The sequence below is a fragment of the Rhodovulum sp. 12E13 genome (assembly GCF_003340565.1).
In the GTDB taxonomy this organism is placed as follows: Bacteria; Pseudomonadota; Alphaproteobacteria; order Rhodobacterales; family Rhodobacteraceae; genus HLUCCA09.
Genome location: NZ_QPLK01000002.1, coordinates 53,455 through 74,215 on the forward strand (window position 1 = coordinate 53,455; position 20,761 = coordinate 74,215).

Annotated in this window: 21 protein-coding genes and 2 tRNA genes; 9 read left to right on the top strand and 14 right to left on the bottom strand. The window is 70.6% G+C overall.

Going from position 1 to position 20,761, the window contains the following annotated elements:
• Positions 1-2: 2 nt before the first annotated feature.
• Both DLJ49_RS01910 and DLJ49_RS01915 read right to left on the bottom strand, forming a co-directional pair.
• A complete protein-coding gene (locus DLJ49_RS01910) occupies positions 3-425 on the bottom strand; it encodes a DUF1810 domain-containing protein (protein WP_115391833.1) in 423 nt (140 codons plus the stop codon).
• On the bottom strand, positions 415-1,167 hold the full coding sequence (locus DLJ49_RS01915; protein WP_115391834.1) for a class II aldolase/adducin family protein: 753 nt from the start codon (positions 1,165-1,167) through the stop codon (positions 415-417). The genes DLJ49_RS01910 and DLJ49_RS01915 overlap by 11 nt, the downstream gene beginning before the upstream one ends.
• 213 nt (positions 1,168-1,380) lie before the next feature.
• On the opposite strand from DLJ49_RS01915, the gene DLJ49_RS01920 reads away from it, so the two are divergent.
• The 4 genes from DLJ49_RS01920 (at position 1,381) to DLJ49_RS01935 (ending at position 4,616) form a co-directional block, all read left to right on the top strand.
• Positions 1,381-2,865, top strand: coding sequence for an AMP nucleosidase (locus tag DLJ49_RS01920; protein WP_115391835.1), 1,485 nt, complete (start codon positions 1,381-1,383; stop codon positions 2,863-2,865).
• 134 nt (positions 2,866-2,999) lie between these two features.
• Positions 3,000-3,290, top strand: a complete 291-nt coding sequence (locus tag DLJ49_RS01925; RefSeq protein WP_115391836.1) for an HU family DNA-binding protein — start codon at positions 3,000-3,002, stop codon at positions 3,288-3,290.
• Positions 3,291-3,375: 85 nt separating this feature from the next.
• Positions 3,376-3,726: a VOC family protein gene (locus DLJ49_RS01930; RefSeq protein ID WP_115391837.1), complete on the top strand. Its 351-nt coding sequence runs from the start codon at positions 3,376-3,378 to the stop codon at positions 3,724-3,726.
• Entirely contained in the window at positions 3,726-4,616 is an 891-nt protein-coding gene (locus DLJ49_RS01935) for a DMT family transporter (protein WP_115391838.1), read from the top strand. The genes DLJ49_RS01930 and DLJ49_RS01935 overlap by 1 nt, the downstream gene beginning before the upstream one ends.
• 87 nt (positions 4,617-4,703) lie before the next feature.
• Here DLJ49_RS01935 and aroC read toward each other — a convergent pair whose 3' ends face one another.
• The 8 genes from aroC to dapF form a co-directional block, all read right to left on the bottom strand.
• Positions 4,704-5,804, bottom strand: a complete 1,101-nt coding sequence (aroC, locus tag DLJ49_RS01940) for a chorismate synthase (protein ID WP_115391839.1) — start codon at positions 5,802-5,804, stop codon at positions 4,704-4,706.
• 86 nt (positions 5,805-5,890) lie between these two features.
• A complete protein-coding gene (locus tag DLJ49_RS01945; RefSeq protein ID WP_115391840.1) occupies positions 5,891-6,349 on the bottom strand; it encodes a COG4315 family predicted lipoprotein in 459 nt (152 codons plus the stop codon).
• A gap of 147 nt (positions 6,350-6,496) precedes the next feature.
• A complete protein-coding gene (locus DLJ49_RS01950) occupies positions 6,497-7,309 on the bottom strand; it encodes a cytochrome c1 (protein ID WP_115391841.1) in 813 nt (270 codons plus the stop codon).
• 20 nt (positions 7,310-7,329) lie between these two features.
• Positions 7,330-8,679 carry a cytochrome b gene (locus DLJ49_RS01955; protein ID WP_115391842.1) on the bottom strand — a complete coding sequence of 450 codons (1,350 nt, stop codon included), beginning with the start codon at positions 8,677-8,679 and terminating at the stop codon, positions 7,330-7,332.
• A gap of 22 nt (positions 8,680-8,701) precedes the next feature.
• Positions 8,702-9,268, bottom strand: a complete 567-nt coding sequence (gene petA / locus DLJ49_RS01960; RefSeq protein WP_115391843.1) for a ubiquinol-cytochrome c reductase iron-sulfur subunit — start codon at positions 9,266-9,268, stop codon at positions 8,702-8,704.
• Between the two features lie 270 nt (positions 9,269-9,538).
• Complete coding sequence (locus tag DLJ49_RS01965) at positions 9,539-10,156, bottom strand: glutathione S-transferase (RefSeq protein WP_115391844.1); 618 nt, start codon at positions 10,154-10,156, stop codon at positions 9,539-9,541.
• Positions 10,157-10,285: 129 nt separating this feature from the next.
• Positions 10,286-11,545 (bottom strand): tRNA (N(6)-L-threonylcarbamoyladenosine(37)-C(2))-methylthiotransferase MtaB, encoded by a 1,260-nt coding sequence (mtaB, locus tag DLJ49_RS01970; protein ID WP_115391845.1) that lies wholly within the window; start codon positions 11,543-11,545, stop codon positions 10,286-10,288.
• Positions 11,545-12,399: a diaminopimelate epimerase gene (gene dapF / locus DLJ49_RS01975; RefSeq protein ID WP_115391846.1), complete on the bottom strand. Its 855-nt coding sequence runs from the start codon at positions 12,397-12,399 to the stop codon at positions 11,545-11,547. Before dapF ends, mtaB begins: the two co-directional genes overlap by 1 nt.
• Positions 12,400-12,509: 110 nt before the next feature.
• Between dapF and DLJ49_RS01980 the strand changes: the two genes are divergently transcribed.
• Positions 12,510-12,584: transfer RNA gene (locus tag DLJ49_RS01980), tRNA-Lys, on the top strand.
• 176 nt (positions 12,585-12,760) lie between these two features.
• Here DLJ49_RS01980 and DLJ49_RS01985 read toward each other — a convergent pair.
• The 3 genes from DLJ49_RS01985 to tsaD form a co-directional block, all read right to left on the bottom strand.
• Entirely contained in the window at positions 12,761-13,183 is a 423-nt protein-coding gene (locus tag DLJ49_RS01985) for an EVE domain-containing protein (RefSeq protein ID WP_115391847.1), read from the bottom strand.
• Entirely contained in the window at positions 13,183-13,455 is a 273-nt protein-coding gene (locus DLJ49_RS01990; protein ID WP_115391848.1) for a YciI family protein, read from the bottom strand. The genes DLJ49_RS01985 and DLJ49_RS01990 overlap by 1 nt, the downstream gene beginning before the upstream one ends.
• Before the next feature lie 70 nt (positions 13,456-13,525).
• Entirely contained in the window at positions 13,526-14,623 is a 1,098-nt protein-coding gene (gene tsaD / locus DLJ49_RS01995) for a tRNA (adenosine(37)-N6)-threonylcarbamoyltransferase complex transferase subunit TsaD (protein WP_115391849.1), read from the bottom strand.
• Positions 14,624-14,678: 55 nt separating this feature from the next.
• Between tsaD and DLJ49_RS02000 the strand changes: the two genes are divergently transcribed.
• The 4 genes from DLJ49_RS02000 (at position 14,679) to DLJ49_RS02015 (ending at position 18,779) form a co-directional block, all read left to right on the top strand.
• Complete coding sequence (locus DLJ49_RS02000) at positions 14,679-15,401, top strand: uroporphyrinogen-III synthase (RefSeq protein WP_158547376.1); 723 nt, start codon at positions 14,679-14,681, stop codon at positions 15,399-15,401.
• 88 nt (positions 15,402-15,489) lie between these two features.
• The gene (locus DLJ49_RS02005; RefSeq protein ID WP_115391851.1) at positions 15,490-17,067 is read left to right on the top strand and encodes a COG4223 family protein; all 1,578 of its coding nucleotides are present in this window, start codon (positions 15,490-15,492) and stop codon (positions 17,065-17,067) included.
• Between the two features lie 10 nt (positions 17,068-17,077).
• Positions 17,078-18,571: a heme biosynthesis protein HemY gene (locus DLJ49_RS02010; RefSeq protein WP_115391852.1), complete on the top strand. Its 1,494-nt coding sequence runs from the start codon at positions 17,078-17,080 to the stop codon at positions 18,569-18,571.
• A gap of 132 nt (positions 18,572-18,703) precedes the next feature.
• A tRNA-Thr gene (locus tag DLJ49_RS02015) sits at positions 18,704-18,779 on the top strand.
• A gap of 156 nt (positions 18,780-18,935) precedes the next feature.
• Here DLJ49_RS02015 and DLJ49_RS02020 read toward each other — a convergent pair.
• Positions 18,936-20,528, bottom strand: a complete 1,593-nt coding sequence (locus DLJ49_RS02020) for a DUF4214 domain-containing protein (protein WP_115391853.1) — start codon at positions 20,526-20,528, stop codon at positions 18,936-18,938.
• Between the last annotated feature and the right edge of the window lie 233 nt (positions 20,529-20,761).

Below are 20,761 nucleotides of genomic sequence, written 5' to 3' on the forward strand. Positions count from 1 at the left end.
GCTCAGACCCGCGCTGCCGTCTCTGGGCAGGGCGTGCCGTCGTAGAAGGCCGAGAGCAGCGCCGGAAAGACGCGCGCTGCGGGGTCGGCAGCGGCGAAGAGCGTCGCGCAGGAGCGCAGCTTGGCCGCGTCGACCGCGCCCATGATCGCCTCGGCCGGCCGCCCGGCATGCGACAGCACCAGTTCTGCCGCCGCACGCAGTCGCGGAGCGAGCACCGGGTGGGCGGCGTAGTCGCGCGCCTCTTCCAGCCCCTCGATGCCGTAGAAGCGCGCCCGCTCCGACCGGCCGAGGCCGCGAAGCTGGGGAAAGACGAACCACATCCAGTGCGTCTCCTTCCGGCCGCGGGCGAGCTCTGCCATCACCGTGTCGATCACCGGCGCCTGTGCATCGAGGAAGGGCGCGAGCCCCGCGCGCTCAGCTGGCATAGTCAGCCCCTTCTGCGTCGAGGATCGCCTTGAGCTCGGCCAGGTGCGCCGCGCCGCCCGAAGGCTCGCTCTCGAGTTCGGCGGCGGTCTTGGCGGCGATCTCGTCGGAGAGGATGCGCAGGGGCCGGCCGGTCTGCAGGGCGCGGATATAGGTCTCGGCCGCGCGCTCGAAGTAGTAGAGCCGGTCGAAGGTCTGCGCGACCGTCTCGCCGACCACCATCACCCCGTGGTTGCCCATGATCAGCACCGACAGCGCGGGGTCGGAGAGCAGCTCGGCGCAGCGTTCGCCCTCTTCCTGGAGCGCCAGCCCGCCATAATGCGTGTCGATGAGCTGCCGGCCGTAGAACATGCAGGCGTTCTGGTCGAGCGGCGGCAGGCGCGGGTCTTCGAGGCAGGCGAGCACGGTGGCGAAGGGCGAGTGGACGTGCATCGCGCAGCGGGCATGCGGCACCCGCCGGTGCAGAGCGCCGTGCAGGCCCCACGCCGTGGCGTCGGGCGCGTCGGGGCGGTCGAGCGTGGCAGGGTCGGTCGCGTCGATCTCGATCAGGTCGGAGGCGCGCACGCGGGAGAAGTGCCGCCGGTTGGGATTGACCAGAAAGCGCGTGCCTGCTTCGGTCACGGCAAGGCTGAAGTGGTTGGCCACGGCCTCGTGCAGGTTCAGCCTCGCGGCCCAGCGCAGGGCGGCGGCAAGGTCCACCCGCTCGTCCCAGTGGGTGATGTTGGCGGTGCGCGGCGCGTTCATCTCGGCCCTCCTGTTATGCCCCGGTCACGGGGCGCTGCCACGGGAACGGCACGGATGGGATCATGCCGACGGCCTCTTGGCCAGCCCCGACATCTCTGTCGCCGCTTGCATCGGCGCTCCGGATACGAAAGACTCTGCCATGGCTGATACCACATGTTCCATGATCCATTCGCTCTGCGCCGTCCCGCATTCCCTCGGCCGGAGGGCCGCGCCATGAACGTTCGCGATCGTGTCGCCCCGGTCCTGACGCCCGATGGCCAGGCACCGGCGCTGTTCCGCGATGCCGAGGCCGCCGTCGACCGCCTGCAACAGCTCTACGACGGCGCCATCGGCTTCCTGCGCGGCCGCTTCGCCGATACGGTGCGGGCCGGCAAGCCCGACACCCGCTTTCGCGCCTACTATCCCGAGATCCGCCTCACCACCACCAGCTTTGCCGAGGCCGACACGCGGCTGGCCTTCGGCCACGTCCCGTTGCCGGGAACGTATTCGACCACGATCACGCGGCCCGACCTGTTCCGCAACTACCTGATCCAGCAGATCGGCCTGTTGATCGAGAACCACGGGCAACAGGTCGAGATCGGGCCGTCGAAAACGCCCATCCCGATCCATTTCGCCATGGCGGGGGCCGACGACCCCACCGTGCCGCAGGAGGGGGCGCTCGACTTTCCGCTGCGCGACGTGTTCGACGTGCCCGACCTCGCCACGACGAACGACGCCATCGTCAACGGCTACGAGTTCCACCACGAGGACGGCTCGGGCGCGCTCGCCCCCTTCACCGCGCAGCGCATCGACTATTCGCTCGCGCGCCTGTCGCACTACACCGCGACGGATGCCGAGCACTTCCAGAACCACGTCCTGTTCACGAACTACCAGTTCTACGTGCAGGAGTTCGAGGCCTACGCCCGTGTCGCGCTGGCCGATCCCGCAAGCGGCTACGAGAGCTTCGTCGGACCGGGCAACCACGTGCTGACCGATCCGCGTGGCATGCTGCCGGTGCCGCCCAAGCTGCCGCAGATGCCGACCTACCACCTCAAGCGGCCGAACGGCGCGGGGATCACGCTGGTCAACATCGGGGTCGGGCCTTCGAACGCCAAGACGGCGACCGACCACATCGCGGTGCTGCGCCCCCATGCATGGCTGATGGTCGGCCACTGCGCGGGCCTGCGCAACAGCCAGAAGCTGGGCGATTTCGTGCTCGCCCATGCCTATCTGCGCGAGGACAAGGTGCTCGACGACGACCTGCCGGTGTGGGTCCCGATCCCGCCGCTGGCCGAGATCCAGGTGGCGCTGGAGCAGGCGGTGGCGCAGGTGACCGAGCTGCAGGGCTTCGAGCTGAAGCGCATCATGCGCACCGGCACGGTCGCCACCGTCGACAACCGCAACTGGGAGCTGCGCGACCAGTCCGGCCCGGTGCAGCGCCTCAGCCAGTCGCGCGCCATCGCCCTCGACATGGAGTCGGGCACGATCGCCGCCAACGGCTTCCGCTTCCGGGTGCCCTACGGCACGCTTCTGTGCGTCTCCGACAAGCCGCTGCACGGCGAGCTGAAGCTGCCGGGCATGGCGTCGGACTTCTACAAGACGCAGGTCGCCCGCCACCTGCTGATCGGCATCCGCGCGATGGAACGGCTGCGCGACATGCCCCTCGAGCGCCTCCACAGCCGCAAATTGCGCAGCTTCGAGGAAACAGCCTTCCTCTGATCGGCGCTCGGAGGCTCGAAAACCCTTGTTTTCTTGATTGACGCGCCACTAATCGTTGTGAGCGTGCGCTAGATGGCGTAGAATCACTGGATCAGACCCCCAAGAAAAAGGGGGGCGGACACGAGGAGACCCACATGGCCAACAAGCCGATGACTAAGACGCAGCTCGTCGCCGCGCTCGCCGACGAAATGGGCAGCGACAAGAAGACGGCGGGCGCCGCGCTCGACGCGATCACCGACATCGTCACCAAGGAGGTCGCCGGCGGCGGCGCCGTAACGCTGCCGGGCATCGGCAAGATCTACTGCCGCGAGCGCCCGGAGCGCATGGTGCGCAACCCGGCGACGGGCGAGCAGATCAAGAAGGAGGCCGACAAGCAGGTGAAGGTCACCATCGCCAAGGCGCTGAAGGACAGCGTCAACGGCTGAGGCTTGCCTCTCGCTGAAGTTTGCTGAAAGGGTCGCCCGCGCGGGCGGCCCTTTCTCACTCCCGACCCGCCCATGGGAGGGCGTCATGGCACAGGTGACCGGCATCGGCGGCGTGTTCTTCCGCGCGAAGGATCCCGAGCAGCTGGCCGGCTGGTACGAGACGCATCTCGGCGTGGGCGGCGGCGAGGCGCCGTGGAGCCAGCAGGCGGGGTATACCGTTTTTGCTCCCTTCCCCGCCGATACCGATTACTTCCCGCCCGGGCGGGATTTCATGCTCAACTTCCGTGTCGACGACCTCGACGATCTGCTGGCCCGCCTCGCCGTCTTTGGAATCGCGGCCGAGCGGCGCGATGAATGGGACGGGCCGCACGGCCGTTTCGCCCGCATCTACGACCCCGAGGGAAACCCGGTCGAGCTCTGGCAGCCGCCCTCCTGATGGAGCTGCGCGCACTGGTCATGGGGCTGGCCTTCGCGGTCATGTGGTCGTCGGCCTTTGCCTCGGCCCGCATCATCGTGGCCGATGCGCCGCCGCTCGCAGCGCTCGCCATCCGCTTTCTGATCTCGGGCACGCTGGCCGTCGGCATCGCTGCCGCGCTGGGTCAGACATGGCGGCTCACCAAGGGGCAGGCGCGGGCGACCGTCGTCTTCGGCCTGTGCCAGAACGCCCTCTATCTGGGGCTCAACTTCGTGGCGATGCAGACGGTCGAGGCCTCGCTCGCCGCGATCATCGCCTCGACCATGCCGCTGGCCGTGGCGCTCGCCTCGTGGCTGGCCTTCGGCGAGCGCCTGCCGCCGCTCGGTATCGCGGGGCTGGTGGCGGGCCTTGCAGGTGTCGCGCTGATCATGGGCACGCGGGTGCAGGGCGGGGCCGACCCCTGGGGGGTCTCGCTCTGCGTCGTCGGCGTGGTCGCGCTCACCTTCGCCACGCTGTCGGTGCGCGGCGCCTCGTCGGGCGGCAACGTGCTGATGATCGTGGGCCTGCAGATGTGGGTAGGTTCGGCAGCGTTGTTCGTGCCGGCCGTGCTGTTCGAGACGTGGGAGGTGCAACCGTCGTGGACGCTCGCCGCCGCCTTCGCCTACACCACGCTGGTGCCCGGCCTCGCTGCGACGGTCGTCTGGTTCCTGCTGGTGGGGCGGATCGGCGCGACGCGGGCGGCCACGTTCCACTTTCTCAACCCGTTCTTCGGCGTGGCCATCGCGGCGCTGGTGCTGGGCGAGCGGATGGGCTGGACCGATCTCGCCGGCGTGGCGATCGTGATGGGCGGCATCCTTGCCGTTCAGCTCGCCCGGGCGGCGCCGGCGCCGCTGGCACCCGACAAGGGATAAGGCCGGGCGCCGGCGGGGCAGGCGCGCACGGCCGCCCTCGCGCCGGGCGCCGCCGGACCGGAACAGCGCGCGGGAACCTCGCCGGCCTCAGCCGATGCGGCCGCGGATGCCGCCGGTCTGGGCGCGGTCGAGGAGCAGGTGGTCGAGCAGCACACAGGCCATCATAGCCTCGCCCACAGGCACTGCGCGGATGCCCACGCAGGGGTCGTGCCGGCCCTTGGTGACGATCTCGGTTTCCGCTCCGCCCGTGGTGATCGTGCGGCGGGGGGTGAGGATCGACGAGGTGGGCTTGACCGCGAAGCGCACCACGACGTCCTGTCCGGTCGAGATTCCGCCGAGGATTCCGCCGGCGTGGTTGGACGAATAGACCGGCCCGCCCGCGCCCATGGCGATCTCGTCGGCATTCTGTTCGCCCGTGAGGGCCGCGGCCGCCATCCCTGTGCCGATCTCGACGCCCTTGACCGCGTTGATCGACATCATCGCCGCGGCGAGGTCGGCATCCAGCTTGGCGTAGATCGGGGCGCCGAGGCCGGGGGGCACGCCCTGCGCCACCACCTCGATCGTGGCACCCACGGAACTGCCCGACTTGCGCTGGGCGTCGAGATAATCGGCCCATTCCACGGCCGCGGTGGCGTCGGGCAGGAAGAACGGGTTCTTGTCGATCTCGCCGAGATCCATCCGGTCCCGGTCCAGCCGCTTCGGCCCCATCTGCACCATGTAGCCGATGATCCGCAGCTCTGGTGCCAGCGCCGTCAGCGCCGCGCGGGCGACGCCGCCCGCGGCCACCCGCGCCGCCGTCTCGCGCGCCGAGGAGCGGCCGCCGCCGCGATAGTCGCGCAGGCCGTATTTCTGCCAGTAGGTGATGTCGGCATGGCCGGGGCGGAACTTGTCGGCGATCTCGGAATAGTCTTTCGACCGCTGGTCGGTATTGCGGATCATCAGTTGTATCGCGGTGCCCGTCGTCACCCCCTCGAACACACCCGACAGGATCTCGACGGCGTCGGCCTCCTTGCGCTGGGTGGTGTAGCGGCTCTGCCCGGGCTTGCGCCTGTCGAGCCACACCTGCAGATCGGCCTCGGTCAGCGGCACGCCGGGCGGGCAGCCGTCGATCGTGGCGCCGAGGGCGGGCCCGTGGCTCTCGCCCCAGGTGGTGACGCGGAAGACGTGACCGAACGTGTTCAGGCTCATGGGGCGCGCTCTCCTTCCCCGCCCGTCTAACGGGGCGGGAGCGGCCCCTCAAGCGATCATCCCGGCAGGAACGGGACGTGCGGCGCTCAGCCGGCCATGTCCTCGACGCGGGTGCCGTCCGGCCCGATCAGGTACCATTCGCCGCCGAAGCTCTCGACATGGTTGCCTCGTGGTGGCTCGCCGGCAGTGTCGCGCTCGAACGTATAGAGCGGCCAGCCGTTGTAGGTGGCGACGGAGCGCCGGTCGAATTCGACGGTGCCGGCCATCTCCGCGTTCACGTCGTCGCCAAGACGCACGTCGCCCTCGACCTCGACAGGCGGCCAGACCTCCCTGCACTCGACCGGGCACGAGAGGACGGGCGGCTCCCCGTTGCCCTGCGTGTCGGTGGTGAAGAGGTAGACGGGCTTGCCCTCGGGGCCGACGAGGTAGTCGCCGGTTTCGGCGACCGACAGCGTCGCCCGGCCCTCCTGAGCCGAGACGTGGGCGGCGAGGCCGGCCGCGACCAGCGCGGCGAGGGGAAGGGCGGTTGCAGTGCGGGGGGGCATGGCAAACTCCGGTGCTGGTCGGATCTGATCCGCCGGGGCAACGGCAGGCCGTGACGCGTGTTCCGCTCCTCCGGGGGAGCTGCGCAACGAGAAAGGGCGCGCCTGGCAGGCGCGCCCCACTCATCGCGTCGTCGCTGGCGCGAGATGTCACTCGGCCGGCGTTTCCTTCGCGCGGGCCTTGATGGGGGCCCAGAGCCGCTTGTTGGTGAGATACAGCAGCACCGTCAGAACGCCGAGGAAGATCACGGCGGCGAAGCCGGTCTGCTTGCGCGCCATCATCTTGGGCTCGGCCGTCCACATCAGGAAGGCTGCCACGTCCTGCGCCTGCTGCTCGATCGTCGCCGCGGTGCCATCCTCGTAGAGGACGTCGTCGCCGTAGAAGACGGGGGCCATCTGCGTCCAGCCGCCCGGGAAGACGGTGTTCTCGTAGAGCAGCGTGCCCGCCTCCATCCTGTCCTCGCCGGTATATCCGCTGAGGTAGGACGCGATGTATTCCGGGCCGCCCATACCCTTGAAGAGCTGGGCGAGGCCGGTGCCATAGGGGCCGCTGAAGCCCGCCCGCGCCTTGGCCATCAGGCTCAGGTCGGGCGCACCCTCGAACTGGCTCTCGGGAAAGTGGTCGACCGGCGTGGCCGGGCGGAAGCCACCGAAGCCGCCGTCGAGTTCGGGATCGAACACCTCGAACATCTCGGCATAGGCGCGCACCTGATCTTCCGGCAGGCCGGGGCCGCCCGGGTCGCCCAGCGTGCGGAACGGCACGTAGCGCAGGCCGTGGCACGCCGAGCAGATCTCGGTGTAGACCTGCATGCCCCGCTGGAGCTGCATCTGGTCGTAGGTGCCGAACGGCCCCTCGAACGAGAAGTCGTAATCGGTCACCTGGCCTGCCTCGCCGGCAGCCATCGCCCCCCCGGCCGTCAGGCCGAGGGCAGCGATCACGGAAAGGGTGAGGTTTCTGAACATCTGTCTTGCGTCCTTTCCGGTCATTCCGCGGGCGTCGGCGCCGCGACGGCATCGTCGTCGTCGTCACGCTCCACGTACTTGGCCTTGAAGTCGTCCTCGATCGTCGCGGGCTGCGGCAGCGGCTTCTCGATCACGCCGAGCAGCGGCAGGATTACGAGGAAATAGGCGAACCAGTAGGTCGAGCCGATCAGCGCGATGTAGGGGTAGATCCCCTCGGCCGGCATCGCCCCCGCCCACATCAGGACGAAGAAGTTGACGACGAAGAGAGCGAACCACCACTTGAACATCGGACGGTAGCGACCCGAGCGCACCGACGACGTGTCGAGCCACGGCGCCAGCGCCATCACCACGATCGCGCCGAACATCGCCAGCACGCCGAAGAACTTGGCGTCCACGATGCCGAAGGTGATCCAGTCGACGAACATCACCAGCCACACCTCGGAGTCGAAGGCGCGCAGGATCGCGTAGAACGGCAGGAAGTACCATTCGGGCACGATGTGCGCCGGCGTCACCAGCGGATTGGCCTCGATGTAGTTGTCGGGGTGACCGAGATAGTTCGGCATGAAGCCCACGATGGCGAAGAACACCACCATGATCACGCCCAGCGCGAACAGGTCCTTCATGACGAAGTAGGGCCAGAACGGCACCGTGTCGCGTTCGGCCTCGTCCTTCGAGGTGCGCCGCACCTCGACCCCCGTCGGGTTGTTGTTGCCCGTCGTGTGGAAGGCCCAGATGTGCACGACCGTCAGGCCCGCGATCACGAACGGCAGCAGGTAGTGCAGCGAGAAGAAGCGCTGCAGCGTCGCGTTATCCACCGCCGGGCCGCCCTGCAGCCACACCAGGATCGAGTCGCCCACGAAGGGGATCGCGCCGAACAGGCCGGTGATCACGGTGGCGCCCCAGAACGACATCTGCCCCCAAGGCAGCACGTAGCCCATGAAGGCGGTGCCCATCATGCAGAGGTAGATGAGGATGCCGATGATCCACGTGATCTCGCGCGGGCTCTTGTAGGAGCCGTAGTAGAGATTGCGGAAGATGTGCGCATAGACCGCGACGAAGAACAGCGACGCGCCGTTCTGGTGCAGGTAGCGCAGCATGTGGCCGCCGTTCACGTTGCGCATGATGTGCTCGACCGAGGCGAAGGCCAGGTCGACATGCGGCGTGTAGTGCATGGCCAGCACGATGCCGGTGACGATCTGCAGCACCAGCGCGACGGTCAGCACGATCCCCCAGATCCACATCCAGTTCAGGTTCTTGGGGGTGGGGATCATGATCGTGTCGTAGATCAGCCCGACGAGGGGCAGGCGGCTGTGCAGCCACTTCTCGCCCCGGCTCGTCGGCTCGTAATGGTCGTGGGGAATTCCGGACATCTCTGTGCTCTCCCTCAATCAGTCAGCCGAGCAGGATGGTCACGTCGTCGACGAATTCTGCTGCCGGGATGGGCAGGTTCTCGGGCGCGGGCCCCCTGCGGATGCGGCCCGACGAGTCATAGTGCGACCCGTGACAGGGGCAAAACCACCCGCCGAAATCGCCGGCGCCATCGCCGATCGGCACGCAGCCGAGGTGGGTGCAGACGCCCCACTGGACGAGCCATTCTCCGGATTCGTCGAGGGCGCGGTTCTCGTCGGTCGCCGGCACGTTGCCGGGGATGTTCACGTTCCGCGCGATCTTGTCGGGAAGCGAGTCGACGTCAACGGCGCGCGCCTCGGCGATCTCCTCCTCGGTGCGACGGCGGATGAAGACCGGCTTGCCGAGATACTTCACGGTCATCTGGCTGCCGACCTCGATGGTCGAGATGTCGACCCGGATGGTCGAGAGGGCCTGAACGTCGGCCGACGGGTTCATCTGGTTGACGAGGGGCCAGATCGCCGCGCCGGCGGTCACGGCCCCGGCCCCCGCGGTGGCATAGTAGAGAAAATCGCGGCGCGAGCCGCCGCCGTGGTCTTCTGCCTGGGACACGTGGCTACTCCCTTCTTGCTCGTATCGTCGGATAGAGTCCGCGCAGGGCGTACCCGTCCTCGCCGACCTTGGCGGGGTATCTAGAGGGCGGTTGGCGAACAGTCCACCGGACACGCGCGCACAGATGCGGCAGGTTGTCGCGATTGGGGCGCTAACATCAGCCAGTGTGCCGATCCGACCGCGCGTCGCGTCCTTCCGGCCGCGTCGGCGCCGCCTCCGGGCCGGCCCCGAACGGGGCGGAAGCCCGTCCCCCAACGGGGCGGATGCCGGTCAGCCGGGCCGGGTTGCCGCCAGCGCCGGCCGCTCGGCGAAGCGCGCCTCCCATGCCGCGAGGGCTGGCCGCCCCTGCCGCCAGTCGCGCCCGTCGTGGCGCAGGTCGAGGTAACCGAGGGCACAGGCGACGGCGACCTGCGCCATCGTCAGACGGCCGGCGAGGTGCGGCATCCACCGGTCCTCGAGCGCGTCGAGCGCGCGGCTCGCCTTGCCCCACTGCGCCTCGACCCACTCCGCGCTCACCCCCTCGGGGGGGCGGCAGCGGTGCTCGTAGACCATCAGCACGGCGGCATCCATGATCCCGTCGGCCAGCGCCTCGAGCGTCAGCACCTCCCACAGGCCGGCCTCGGGGTAGAGGCCGCCGCCGGCGCGCGCGTCGAGGTAGCGGCAGATCACCCGGCTGTCGAAGAGGGTCGGCCCGTCGGGGCGCACCAGCGCGGGGATCTTGCCCAGCGGGTTGACCGAGATGCGCCGCGGGTCCGGCGTGGTCGGCGTGGCCTGCGTGTCGATCAGCTCCACCTCGTCGGCGTGGCCGGTCTCGATCAGCGTCACGACCGCCTTGCGCGCGAAGGGCGAGGCGGGGGTGTGGTACAGCTGGAGGGGGCGCGCGCTCATTCGCCCGGGCCCACGAGGATGTAGAGCACGACCTTCGCCGCGATGACCAGGGCGATAATCCGCATGGCGCTCTCCTTTCGTCGTGGCGTAGGCGACGGCGGGGCGCTGATCAACCGCTTCCGTGCGCCGTCAGGCCGGCTCGGCCAGCAGACGTGTGCCGTCGTGCCCGACGACACGGGCGGCCACGATGCGACCCACCGGCTGATCGGTGGCGAAGATCACCTCGGCGAACTGCTCCGTCCGGCCCATGCGCGGACTCTCGACCAGCACGGTCGGCTCCCGCCCGACCTGATCGGCCAGGAAGGCGGCGACCCGCTCCGTCCCCAGCCGGCGCAGGCGCGCGGCGCGGGCCTTGATCGTGCCGCCGTCGACCTGCGGCATCCGCGCGGCGGGCGTGCCGGGGCGGGGCGAGAACGGAAAGACATGCAGCCATGTCAGCCCGCATTCCTCGACAAGGCGCAGGGAGTTGGCAAACATCGCCTCGGTCTCGGTCGGGAAGCCCGCGATGATGTCGGCTCCGAAGGCGATGTCGGGTCGGCAGGCACGCGCCTCCTCGCAGAAGCGGATCGCGTCGTCGCGCGCGTGCCGCCGCTTCATCCGCTTGAGGATCATGTCGTCGCCCGCCTGAAGCGACAGGTGCAGGTGCGGCATCAGCCGCGGCTCGGTCGCCAGCGCCTCCATCAGCGCCGGGTCGGCCTCGACCGAGTCGATCGAGCTCAGCCGCAGGCGCGGGAGGCCCGGCACCAGCCTGAGCACCCGCCGCACCAGGTCGCCCAGCCGCGGCGTGGCGGGCAGATCGGCCCCCCACGAGGTGAGATCGACGCCGGTCAGCACCACCTCTTCGTAGCCGCGGTCGACCAGCCGCGCGATCTGCTCGACCACGACACCCGCGGGCACCGAGCGCGAGTTGCCGCGGCCGTAGGGGATGATGCAGAACGTGCAGCGGTGGTCGCAGCCGTTCTGGATCTGGACATAGGCGCGTGCCCGCGTGCCGAAGCCGTCGATCAGGTGGCCCGCCGTCTCTCGCACCGACATGATGTCGTCGACCTGCACGCGCTCGGTTTCGCCCAGCGCGAGCGCGCCCCATGTCTCCGGGCGCATCTTCTCGGCGTTGCCGACGACATGATCGACCTCGGCCATGTCGGCGAAGGTCTGCGGCTCGACCTGCGCGGCGCAGCCCGTCACCACGATCCGCGCGGTGGGGTTCTCGCGGCGCAGACGGCGGATTTCCTGCCGGGCCTTGCGCACCGCCTCGGCGGTGACGGCGCAGGTGTTGACCACCACCGAGTCCGACAGGCCCGCGGCTTGCGCGAGTTCCTTCATCGCCTCGGTCTCGTAGGCGTTGAGGCGGCAGCCGAGCGTGGCGAAGCGGGGGGCGCGCGCATCCATCAGGCGGGCTCCGTCTCTGCGAGCGCGGCGAGGAAGGCTGCGGTCAACACCCCGTCGAAGACATGCGCGGTCGCTCCGGTCATCCACACCCCGTCGTCGCGCCAGTCGACATGCAGCGTGCCGCCATCGACCTCGACCCGCACGGCGCGGCCGGTCAGCCCCCGCCGCGCCGCGGCGACCGCCGCCGCGCAGGCGCACGAGCCCGAGGCGAGGGTCACGCCCGTCCCCCTCTCCCATATCCGCAGGCGGATCGTCTCTGGCGAGCGCACCTCGACCACCTCGACATTCGTGCGCTCGGGGTAGAGAGGGTGCGTCTCGTGCGCGGGGCCGAACGCGGCGAGGTCCACGGCGTCGGCGTCGCTCACGAAGAACACGCAATGCGGGTTGCCCATGCCCACCGCGACGGGGTCGCCCGGGATCGGCAGGTGCAGCGTGTCGACCGTTTCGGCCAGCGGGATCGCGCGCCAGTCGAGCACCGGCGGCCCCATGTTGACCCGAGTCAGCCCCCCGCCCGCATCTTCGCAGGCGAGCAGGCCGCGCTCGGTGCGCAGGGCGAGGGCGCGCGCGCCCGTCTCGTCCATCAGGTGACGGGCGACGCAGCGGGTGGCGTTGCCGCAGGCGGCCGACAGCGAGCCGTCGGCGTTGCGGAAGGTCAGCCGGGCCGCCGCCTCGGCATCCGCCTCGATCACCGCGAGCTGGTCGAAGCCGACGCCGCGGTGCCGGTCGCCCAGCGCGCGGGCCAGCGCAGGCGTCACCGTCACGCCGCCCGCGCGGGCGTCGAGCACGACGAAGTCGTTGCCGAGGCCGTGCATCTTCATGAAGCGCAGGCGCGTCTGCGGGTCGGTGCCATCCATCGCGCGCCGGATACACAACGCGCGCGGTCTGATCCAGTCCGTCGCGCGGAGCATCGGGGTTTTCGCCCTTGACCGGGCGCGCCCCGGGCCGTATCTGCCCGCCCCTGAGTGGGCCCGTAGCTCAGTGGTAGAGCAGTTGACTTTTAATCAATTGGTCGAAGGTTCGAATCCTTCCGGGCTCACCATCCTCGGCCATTCACGTCCGGTGTGACCGCCGCCGCAGCGATGGGCTGCGATGCCGAACCAAAGGGCATCGGCGCCATCGGGCGACACGCTGTCCCGGGCCGCACGCTGCTCGTCCGGTCAATGCTCGGGCGGGCCCTGCGATTCGGGCAGGCGCCGCGATGCGACGGCCCCGCCCTCAGTCGGGGTCGGTTCCGCCCATCTCGCAGACTCGCCGCCATTCGGCCTCGGTGACCGGCTGCACCGACAGGCGCGAGTTCTTCAGCAAAGCCATGCCGGCCAGCGCGGGCTCGGCCTTGACCTGATCGAGCGTCACCGGCCGGGCGAAGGGGCGCACCGCCTTGACGTCGACGCACTCCCACCGGTCGTCGTCGGTGGTGGAATCGGGATGCGCCTCGGCGATCACCTCGACGATGCCGACGACCGCCTTCTCCTTCTGGGAATGGTAGAAGAACCCGCGGTCGCCCTCCCGCATCGCGCGCATGTGGTTGCGCGCCTGGTAGTTGCGCACGCCGTCCCATTCCTCGCCGGCCGCGCCCCTCGCCACCTGGTCGTCCCACGACCATGTCGACGGCTCGGACTTGAACAGCCAGAAGGCCATCAGCCAACCGTCTTCTTCCAGGCGTCGATGGTGACGCTCTCGAAGAGACCGGCCCTGACGTACGGGTCGGCCGCCGACCATGCCTTCGCCGCCTCGAGACTCTCGATCTCGAGGATGATGAGCGAGCCGGTCATGTTGCCCGCCTCGTCGAGGAACGGCCCGCCCATCCACACCGCGCCCGTCTCGGCGGCGTAGGCGAGATGCGCGTCGCGGTTGGCGGCGCGGATGTCGTGCGCCCCCGGCTTGTCGCGGCAGATGAGCACCACCTTCATTCGTCCCTCGCTCCGGCCTGTCCTTCTGGTCGCGCCGCACTTTCGCGCCCCGGGCCGTCGGGTGCAAGGCTCAGGCCTTGGCGCCCTTGCGGCCGCCGCCCACGAGCGGCGCGGCGCCCGAGTCGAGCGGCCAGCGCGGGCGGGCCGGCAGGTCGAAGCCATCGCGCGCGCCGAGGCGCAGGCGCTCGATCCCCGCCCAGGCGATCATCGCGGCATTGTCGGTGCACAGCGCCAGCGGCGGCGCGGTGAAGGGCACGCCCGCCTCATCGGCCACCTGCATGAGCGCGGTGCGGATCTCGCCATTGGCCGCGACGCCGCCCGCCACGGCGAAGGCCGCGACGTCTCCGGCGACCGCCAGCGCGCGGCGGCTCTTCTCGGCGAGCACCTCGGCCACGGCGCTCTGGAACCCGGCGCAGAGATCGGCCCTGTCCTGCCGGCGCAGCCCGCCCGCCCCGGCCATCGCCGTGTCGCGGGCGCGCAGGACGGCGGTCTTGAGCCCCGAGAACGACAGGTCGCAGCCCGGCCGGTCGAGCAGCGGTCGGGGGAAGGCGAAGCGGGCGGGGTCGCCCTGCGCCGCCGCGCGCTCCACCGCAGGGCCGCCGGGCTGGGGCAGGCCGAGCAGGCGCGCGACCTTGTCGAACGCCTCTCCCGGCGCGTCGTCGATCGTGCCGCCCAGGCGGCGGAAGCTCTCTGCCCCCTCGACCACGAGGAACTGGCAGTGCCCGCCGGAGACGAGGAGCATCAGGTAGGGGAAGGTCAGCCCGTCGGTCAGCCGGGGCGTCAGGGCGTGGCCGGCGAGGTGGTTGACCCCGATCAGCGGCAGGCCGGCGCCGAGCGCGATCCCCTTGGCGCACATCACCCCCGCCATCACGCCGCCGATCAGCCCCGGCCCCGCGGTGACGGCCACCGCATCGAGGTCGGAAAGCCCGAGCCCCGCCTCGAAGAGCGCCCGCTCCGCCACGAGGTCGAGCTTCTCGGCATGGGCGCGGGCGGCGATCTCGGGCACCACGCCACCGAAGGCCGCATGCAGATCGGCCTGCCCGGCGACCACGTTCGACAGGATGGCGGGCGGCGCCCCCTCGGCCCAGCGCACGACGGCCGCGCCGGTATCGTCGCAACTGCTCTCGAGGCCGAGCACGGTGAGGGGGGTAGGTGAGGCGGCTTGCATGGCGGCGAGGCGGTGGCTTAGGTCGGGCAGCCAGTCAAGCCCTGGGCGCCTGCACGTGACCCCGATCGACATCACGCTCCTGCTGACCCGGCCCCGCCCGGCAGCGATTCGCTTCGCCGCCGAGCTCGAGGCGGCGACCGGCCCCTTTGCCGCGGCCGTGATCTCCCCTCTGCTCGACATCGTGCCGTCCGGGTCGTTTCCACGAGTCTCCGCGGAGGCCGCGCTCGCCTTTACCTCGGAGAATGCGGTGGCCATCGCCGCCGCGCGGCTGGCGCCCGCGGGGCGGCGCGCGTGGTGCGTCGGCAGCCGCACGGCCGAGGCGGCGCAGGCGGCCGGGTTCGACGCGGTGGCCGCGGGGGGCGACGCCGACGCGCTGGTGGCGATGCTTCTCGCCGAGCGGCCGGCGGGCGAGATCGTGCACCTCGCGGGCGCGCATCAGCGCGGCGAGCTCGTCGAGCGGCTGGCCGCCGCCGGTCTGACCGCGCGCCGGTCGGTGATCTACGATCAGGCGCCCGTGCCGCCAACGGCCGAGGCGTTGGCCGCCCTTGGCGGGCCGCGCCCGGTGCTGCTGCCGCTCTTCTCGCCGCGAAGCGCCGCGCTTGCCGGGGCGATGGCAGAGGGCGCGGAGGCGCCGCTGCTGCTTGCCGCGTTGTCGTCCGCCGTGGCGCGGGGCTGGGCCGGACCCACCCCGATGGCGCTGGCGACCGCATCGCGGCCCGGGTCGGAGGCGATGATCGACGCCATATCCAGCCTTCTCGCCGCAGCGCCCGGCGCTTGAGGCTCCGATACCGGCGGGATAAGGTTGCGTCCGGCGGGGCCGCCCGGCTCCCGTGGGAAGATTCGCAGCAGGACAGGGGGGCCGTTTCGTGACCGAGCCGAACAAGCCGGAGGATGCCCCCCCGGGCGCGGGCGAGGATGCGCGCAAGCGCCCCGACGACGACACCCGAGACGATGCCGCGTCGACCGAGGCCGAGACGGGCGAGGAACCCTCGCACACCGACGGCGATACGGCGGGGGCAGAGGCAAAGCCAGACGAGCTTGCCGCCGAGGAGCCAGCCGTGATGGGCGGGTCCGATGCGCCCGACCTCCCTGACACGCCCGATGCCCGCGCCCACGACGAGACCACGCAGGAGGAGGGCGAAGCCGCGCGCGCCGCCGACGCGTCCGACGGGGCCGACCGGCCCCACGAGGCCGAAGATGCACCGGCGGAGACGGGGGCGGAGACGGGCTTGCGGGCCGTGAGCCACGATCCCCGAACCGGGGGGCAGGACGCCGGTGAGACCCCCGGCACTGCCGGCGACGCGGCCGAGTCGCCACCGCCGGAGCCCGAGCCGGTTGCCTCCGAGGCGGCCGCTCCTGCAACCGCCGCGGCCGAGGCGCCGGCCGGCGAAAAGGTCGTGGTCGAGCGCCGCGGCGGTGTCATACCCGGCTTTCTCGGCGGTGTGATCGCGGTGGCCGGCGCCGCCTTCGCCGCGCCCTACGTCCTGCCCGACGCGATGCGCCCCGTCATGTCGCTGGAGCCGGTCGAGGCCCGTCTCGCCGAACAGTCGGACGAGATGGAGACGATGGCCGGCCGCCTCGACGAGGCGATCGGAGCGCTCGAGGGCGCGCCCTCGCAGGCCGACCTCTCGGCCCTGTCCGAGCGGGTCGCCGCGCTCGAGAGCGACCTCTCCGCCCGGCTCGACGACCTGTCGTCGCGGATCGCTGCGCTTCAGACGACCGACGACGAACTCGCCACCCGGATCGAGGAGGCCGAGCGCGCGCCGCTCGAGGATGCGACCGACCCCGCCGTGGTCGCCGCCCTCGAGTCCTACGGCCGCGAGGTCGAGGCGCTGCGGGCCGAGGTGCAGCGCCAGACCGAGGAGAATCAGCGCCTGATCGAGGAGGCCGCGGCCGCCACCGCCGAGGCGCGCGCCGCGGCCGAGGCCGAGGCGCAGGCTGCGGCGGAGCGGGCCGCGATGGCCGCACGCCAGCAGGCCCTCGTCGACGTGCAGGCAGCGCTCGATGCCGGCCAACCCTTCGCCGAGCCGCTCGCGGAGCTGTCGGACATGGAGATCCCCGCCGCGCTCTCCGCCGTGGCCGACGCGGGCGTGCCGACGCTCGCCGCGCTGCAGGCCGACTTCCCCGGCGCTGCACGCGAGGCGCTCGACGCCGCGCGCCGCGCCAATGCCGGCGACGATCCGGGCGACCGCGCGCTGACCTTCCTGCAGTCGCAGCTCGGCGTCCGCTCGCTCGAGCCGCGCGAAGGCGACAGCGCCGACGCGATCCTCAGCCGCGCCCAGGCCGCCGCGCAGAACGGCGATCTCTCGACCGCGGTCGAGGAACTTCAGGCCCTGCCCGAACCGGCGCTCGCCGCGATGCAGGGCTGGATCGACCGCGCCCGCACCCGAGCCGAGGCGACGGACGCGGCCGATCAACTCGCGGCGTCGCTCGCGACCAACTGAGGAACCGCCCATGCTCTGGTCACTCATCAAGATCCTGTTTTTCGTGGCGCTCGTGGCGGCCCTCACCATGGGCGCCAACCTGCTGATGGAGACAGGCCCCGGCGTGCGCCTCGCCGTCGGCACGCTCGAGTTCAACCTCGGTCCTCTGCAAGCGGTCATCGCCGCGCTTGTGGGCCTTGCGGTCATCTGGGGTGTGTTCAAGCTCGCGGGCCTTCTGGTCGCGTTCCTTCACTTCCTCAACGGCGACGAGACCGCCGTGTCGCGCTATTTCAGCCGCAACCGCGAGCGGAAGGGCTACCAGGCGCTGTCGGAAGCTCTGCTGGCGCTGTCGTCCGGCGAGGGGCGGCAGGCGATGGCCAAGGCCGCCAAGGCCGAGAAATATCTCAGAAAGCCCGAGGTGACGGCACTCGTCACGGCGCAGGCCAGCGAGATGGTGGGCGACCGCAAGCGTGCCGAGGCGGCCTACAAGACGCTTCTCAAGAGCGACAAGACGCGGTTCGTCGGCATTCGCGGCATCCTCGGCCAGAAGCTCGACGAGGGCGATACCGACACCGCCCTTGCACTCGCGCAGAAGGCCTTCGCGCTCAGGCCCCGCAACGAGGGCGTGCAGGACACGCTCCTGAAGCTGCAGGCGGAGAAGCACGACTGGAAGGGCGCGCGCCAGACGCTCGGCGCCAAGCTCAAGCATGGCGGCATGCCGCGCGACGTGCACCGGCGCCGCGATGCGGTGCTCGCCGTCAGCCAGGCCAAGGAGGTGCTGGCCGAGGGCAACTCGATCCAGGCGCGCGAGGCCGCGATCGAGGCCGCGCGTCTCTCGCCCGATCTCGTGCCTGCCGCGGCCATGGCCGCGCGCGCCTACATCGAGCAGGACAAGGCGCGCTACGCTGCCCGCGTCATCAAGAAGGCGTGGGAGTCGCAGCCCCATCCCGAGCTGGCCACCGCCTTCGCCGAGATCGAGGCCGGCGAGGGGCCGAGGGATCGTCTCAAGCGCTTCGAGCAGCTTCTTCGGCTCAAGCCCGATCACCCCGAATCGAAGATGCTGCGCGCCGAGCTTCTTATCGCTGCCGAGGATTTCCCCGCCGCCCGCCGTGCCATGGGCGACCTCGCCAGCGAGGACCCGACGACTCGCACGCTCGCCATCATGGCCGCGATCGAGCGGGGCGAGGGCGCCGACGAGGCCGTCGTGCGCGGCTGGCTCGCCCGTGCGGTCACGGCGCCGCGCGGTCCGCAATGGGTCTGCGACAAGTGCCAGGCCATCGCTGCCGAATGGGGGCCGACCTGCAGCAATTGCGGCGCGTTCGACACCCTGTCGTGGCGCCGCCCGACCGTGCCCGAGACCACCGCTTCGCCCACCGGCGCCGAGATGCTGCCGCTGATCGTGGGCGCCCCGGCCCCGGCGCCCGACGCCGCGCCCGAGGCCGATGTGGTCGACATGCCCGGCGCCAGGGCGGAAGACGGTGACGGGGCGACCCCGTCGAAGGAAGCGGAAACCGCCCGCGCCTGACGCGTCTGCAGGCGCTGTCAACGGGGCTGTCGTGCGCTGGCGGTCCTCGCCCGACGGGCGGGGCAAAAATCGGCCGCTCGGCTGCGGAAGGGATTTGCAGTCGGTGCCAACAGTGGCTAAGACGCCCGCGAGGCCGGTGTAGCTCAGCTGGTAGAGCAACGCATTCGTAATGCGTGGGTCGGGGGTTCGAGTCCCTTCACCGGCACCACAGGAAGAGGTTGCACGCTGAAGGCGCGGGCGCAGGCGTGGATGGTGCCAAGGTGCGCGCGGTCGGCTCGCCCGGGATCGGCGCGCCGCGAGGGCGGGGCGGCGTCGGGGCCCTGCTCCGGAGACGTGGCGCCCACCGTGGTTCGTCGCCCCCGCATCAGGCGACATATTCCCAGGTGCCCGGAACGGCCTCGAACAGCGTATCGACCAGGTCGTCGTTGGCCTCGCGGTATTCCTGGCTCTTCGAGAAGTGGAAGACGAGGTCTTCGCGGGGCACGCCCTTGTTGACGATCGCGTCCACCCAGTAGTCGAAGCCGCCCGAGTCCGGCACGCGATCGAGCGTGTTCAGGTAGAGTTGGCGGACATACTGGTCGGCCGGCAGGCTCTCGATCGGCCCGTAGAGCTGCTCGAACTCGCCACCCTCCTCGTTGGTCATGAACTTGGCGATCTGGAAGATCGACATGCCCGACTCGTACTGGTCGATCCAGTAGTTCAGGCCGCCGATGTCAGGGTCGCGGTCGAAGGCGCAGCCATAGAGGAACGCGACCATCTTCTCGTAGGACACCTCGCGAGCCGGGTCGGCTTCGGGCAGAAGAAACTCGCCGTCATCGAACAGCAGGCTCTCGACATTGGCGAGCACGTCGATGCCCTCTGGGCCCTCGATCCGGGCGTTCAGGGTCGAGCCGCTGATCTCGTAATCCTGCTTCCGGCCCAGGAAGCGGGCGATATCGAAGTTCTCGCCGCCGTCGATGAAGTCGTTGCCCGGCCCGCCCATCAGTACGTCGGTCCCGAAGCCGCCGTCGAGGTGGTCGTTGCCGCTGTCGCCGCGCAGCGCGTCGTTGCCGCGGCCGCCGTCGAGCATGTCGTCGCCGCCGAGCCCGACAAGGAGATCGTTGCCGAAGCTGCCCGGTTCCAGTCGATTGCCGCTCGAGTCGCCGAGAATGTTCTCGCCGGAGGCGAGCCGCTCCAACTGGTTGGTTGTCCCGACGACATCGAGATATTTCAGGTCGCGCAGGTCCTCGCGGTAGAGGTCGTCGCGGGCCTCCGACCGGGCCTGGCCGCGTTCGATGGCGAGCCGTGCGAGGAAGACCGTGTTGGGTTCGAAGAATTTCTGCTCGATCCGGAAGGTCTCGGAATTGCCGGTGTTCAGGCTCTTCCACGTCTCCTGGTAATAGCCGGGGGCGAGACCAAGGGTCGGAAACGGGAGCGGGGGGAGCGCGGCGACTGCGTTGTCCTGCTCGCGGTAGATCGCGCTGCGCAGCAGGCCTTCTGCCGCCTCGAACAGATCGCTGGCCGTCGTCACCTGCTCGCGGACCCCGAGGGCGCCGAGCAGCCCCGCCTCGAGCTCGAGCCCCACCTTGAACCGCACGCCCAGCGCGAAGCTGACGGCGCCCAGCGTCTCCATGACGGTTTCGTAGCTTGCACCGGCCGACAGGCGCGCATCGGCCTGCGCGAGGACGTCGTTGAGCGCCCCGTCGGCGCGGTCGACGATCTGGTCGCGCTCGCGCTCTCGAACGCCGGGGTCGGATGTGTCGAGCACCGCGAAATTGTCGAGCTGCTGGCGTGCCGTGCGCGCCTCCGACACGGCGCTCTGCAGGATCTGCGAGCTCACGGTGCCGATACCGGCATCTATATCGTCCAGCTTGCTGTCCATCTCCTCCAGCTTGGCAGAGGTCTGGGCATCGCTCCCCAGCCCCACGACCGCCAGTACGAATTCCAGGCCCGCTACGGCCACTCCCACTCCCGCCATTTTCGTCCTCCTGACATGGCATGTGGCCGACGTCTCCGCCCCGGGGCGTGCGGCGCGCGGCCGCCCGTCGGCATCTGCGAGCCTTGTGCCGCACCGGGGCGGGGCCTGGCGCATGTCGCACCGGATGCGACAGGGGCCGCGCGTCGATGACCGGCCCCGATTCCGGCGGGGCGGTCGCCGTGCGCCCACGCGGTGCGCCGGACCATCCGCTTGTCGGCGCGCGCCGGGCGGGA

Excerpts from the sequence above, each read along its gene's own strand:
- DLJ49_RS02010 (WP_115391852.1), top strand. The coding sequence starts at position 17,078 with ATGCTCTGGTCACTCATCAAGATCCTGTTTTTCGTGGCGCTCGTGGCG.
- DLJ49_RS01930 (WP_115391837.1), top strand. The coding sequence starts at position 3,376 with ATGGCACAGGTGACCGGCATCGGCGGCGTGTTCTTCCGCGCGAAGGAT.
- tsaD (WP_115391849.1), bottom strand. The coding sequence starts at position 14,623 with ATGCAAGCCGCCTCACCTACCCCCCTCACCGTGCTCGGCCTCGAGAGC.
- DLJ49_RS01945 (WP_115391840.1), bottom strand. The coding sequence starts at position 6,349 with ATGCCCCCCCGCACTGCAACCGCCCTTCCCCTCGCCGCGCTGGTCGCG.
- aroC (WP_115391839.1), bottom strand. The coding sequence starts at position 5,804 with ATGAGCCTGAACACGTTCGGTCACGTCTTCCGCGTCACCACCTGGGGC.
- mtaB (WP_115391845.1), bottom strand. The coding sequence starts at position 11,545 with ATGGATGCGCGCGCCCCCCGCTTCGCCACGCTCGGCTGCCGCCTCAAC.
- DLJ49_RS01910 (WP_115391833.1), bottom strand. The coding sequence starts at position 425 with ATGCCAGCTGAGCGCGCGGGGCTCGCGCCCTTCCTCGATGCACAGGCG.
- DLJ49_RS01915 (WP_115391834.1), bottom strand. The coding sequence starts at position 1,167 with ATGAACGCGCCGCGCACCGCCAACATCACCCACTGGGACGAGCGGGTG.
- DLJ49_RS01965 (WP_115391844.1), bottom strand. The coding sequence starts at position 10,156 with ATGAGCGCGCGCCCCCTCCAGCTGTACCACACCCCCGCCTCGCCCTTC.
- DLJ49_RS01950 (WP_115391841.1), bottom strand. The coding sequence starts at position 7,309 with ATGTTCAGAAACCTCACCCTTTCCGTGATCGCTGCCCTCGGCCTGACG.
- DLJ49_RS01955 (WP_115391842.1), bottom strand. The coding sequence starts at position 8,679 with ATGTCCGGAATTCCCCACGACCATTACGAGCCGACGAGCCGGGGCGAG.
- DLJ49_RS01990 (WP_115391848.1), bottom strand. The coding sequence starts at position 13,455 with ATGAAGGTGGTGCTCATCTGCCGCGACAAGCCGGGGGCGCACGACATC.
- DLJ49_RS01935 (WP_115391838.1), top strand. The coding sequence starts at position 3,726 with ATGGAGCTGCGCGCACTGGTCATGGGGCTGGCCTTCGCGGTCATGTGG.
- dapF (WP_115391846.1), bottom strand. The coding sequence starts at position 12,399 with ATGGATGGCACCGACCCGCAGACGCGCCTGCGCTTCATGAAGATGCAC.
- DLJ49_RS01920 (WP_115391835.1), top strand. The coding sequence starts at position 1,381 with ATGAACGTTCGCGATCGTGTCGCCCCGGTCCTGACGCCCGATGGCCAG.
- DLJ49_RS02020 (WP_115391853.1), bottom strand. The coding sequence starts at position 20,528 with ATGGCGGGAGTGGGAGTGGCCGTAGCGGGCCTGGAATTCGTACTGGCG.
- DLJ49_RS01985 (WP_115391847.1), bottom strand. The coding sequence starts at position 13,183 with ATGGCCTTCTGGCTGTTCAAGTCCGAGCCGTCGACATGGTCGTGGGAC.
- DLJ49_RS01925 (WP_115391836.1), top strand. The coding sequence starts at position 3,000 with ATGGCCAACAAGCCGATGACTAAGACGCAGCTCGTCGCCGCGCTCGCC.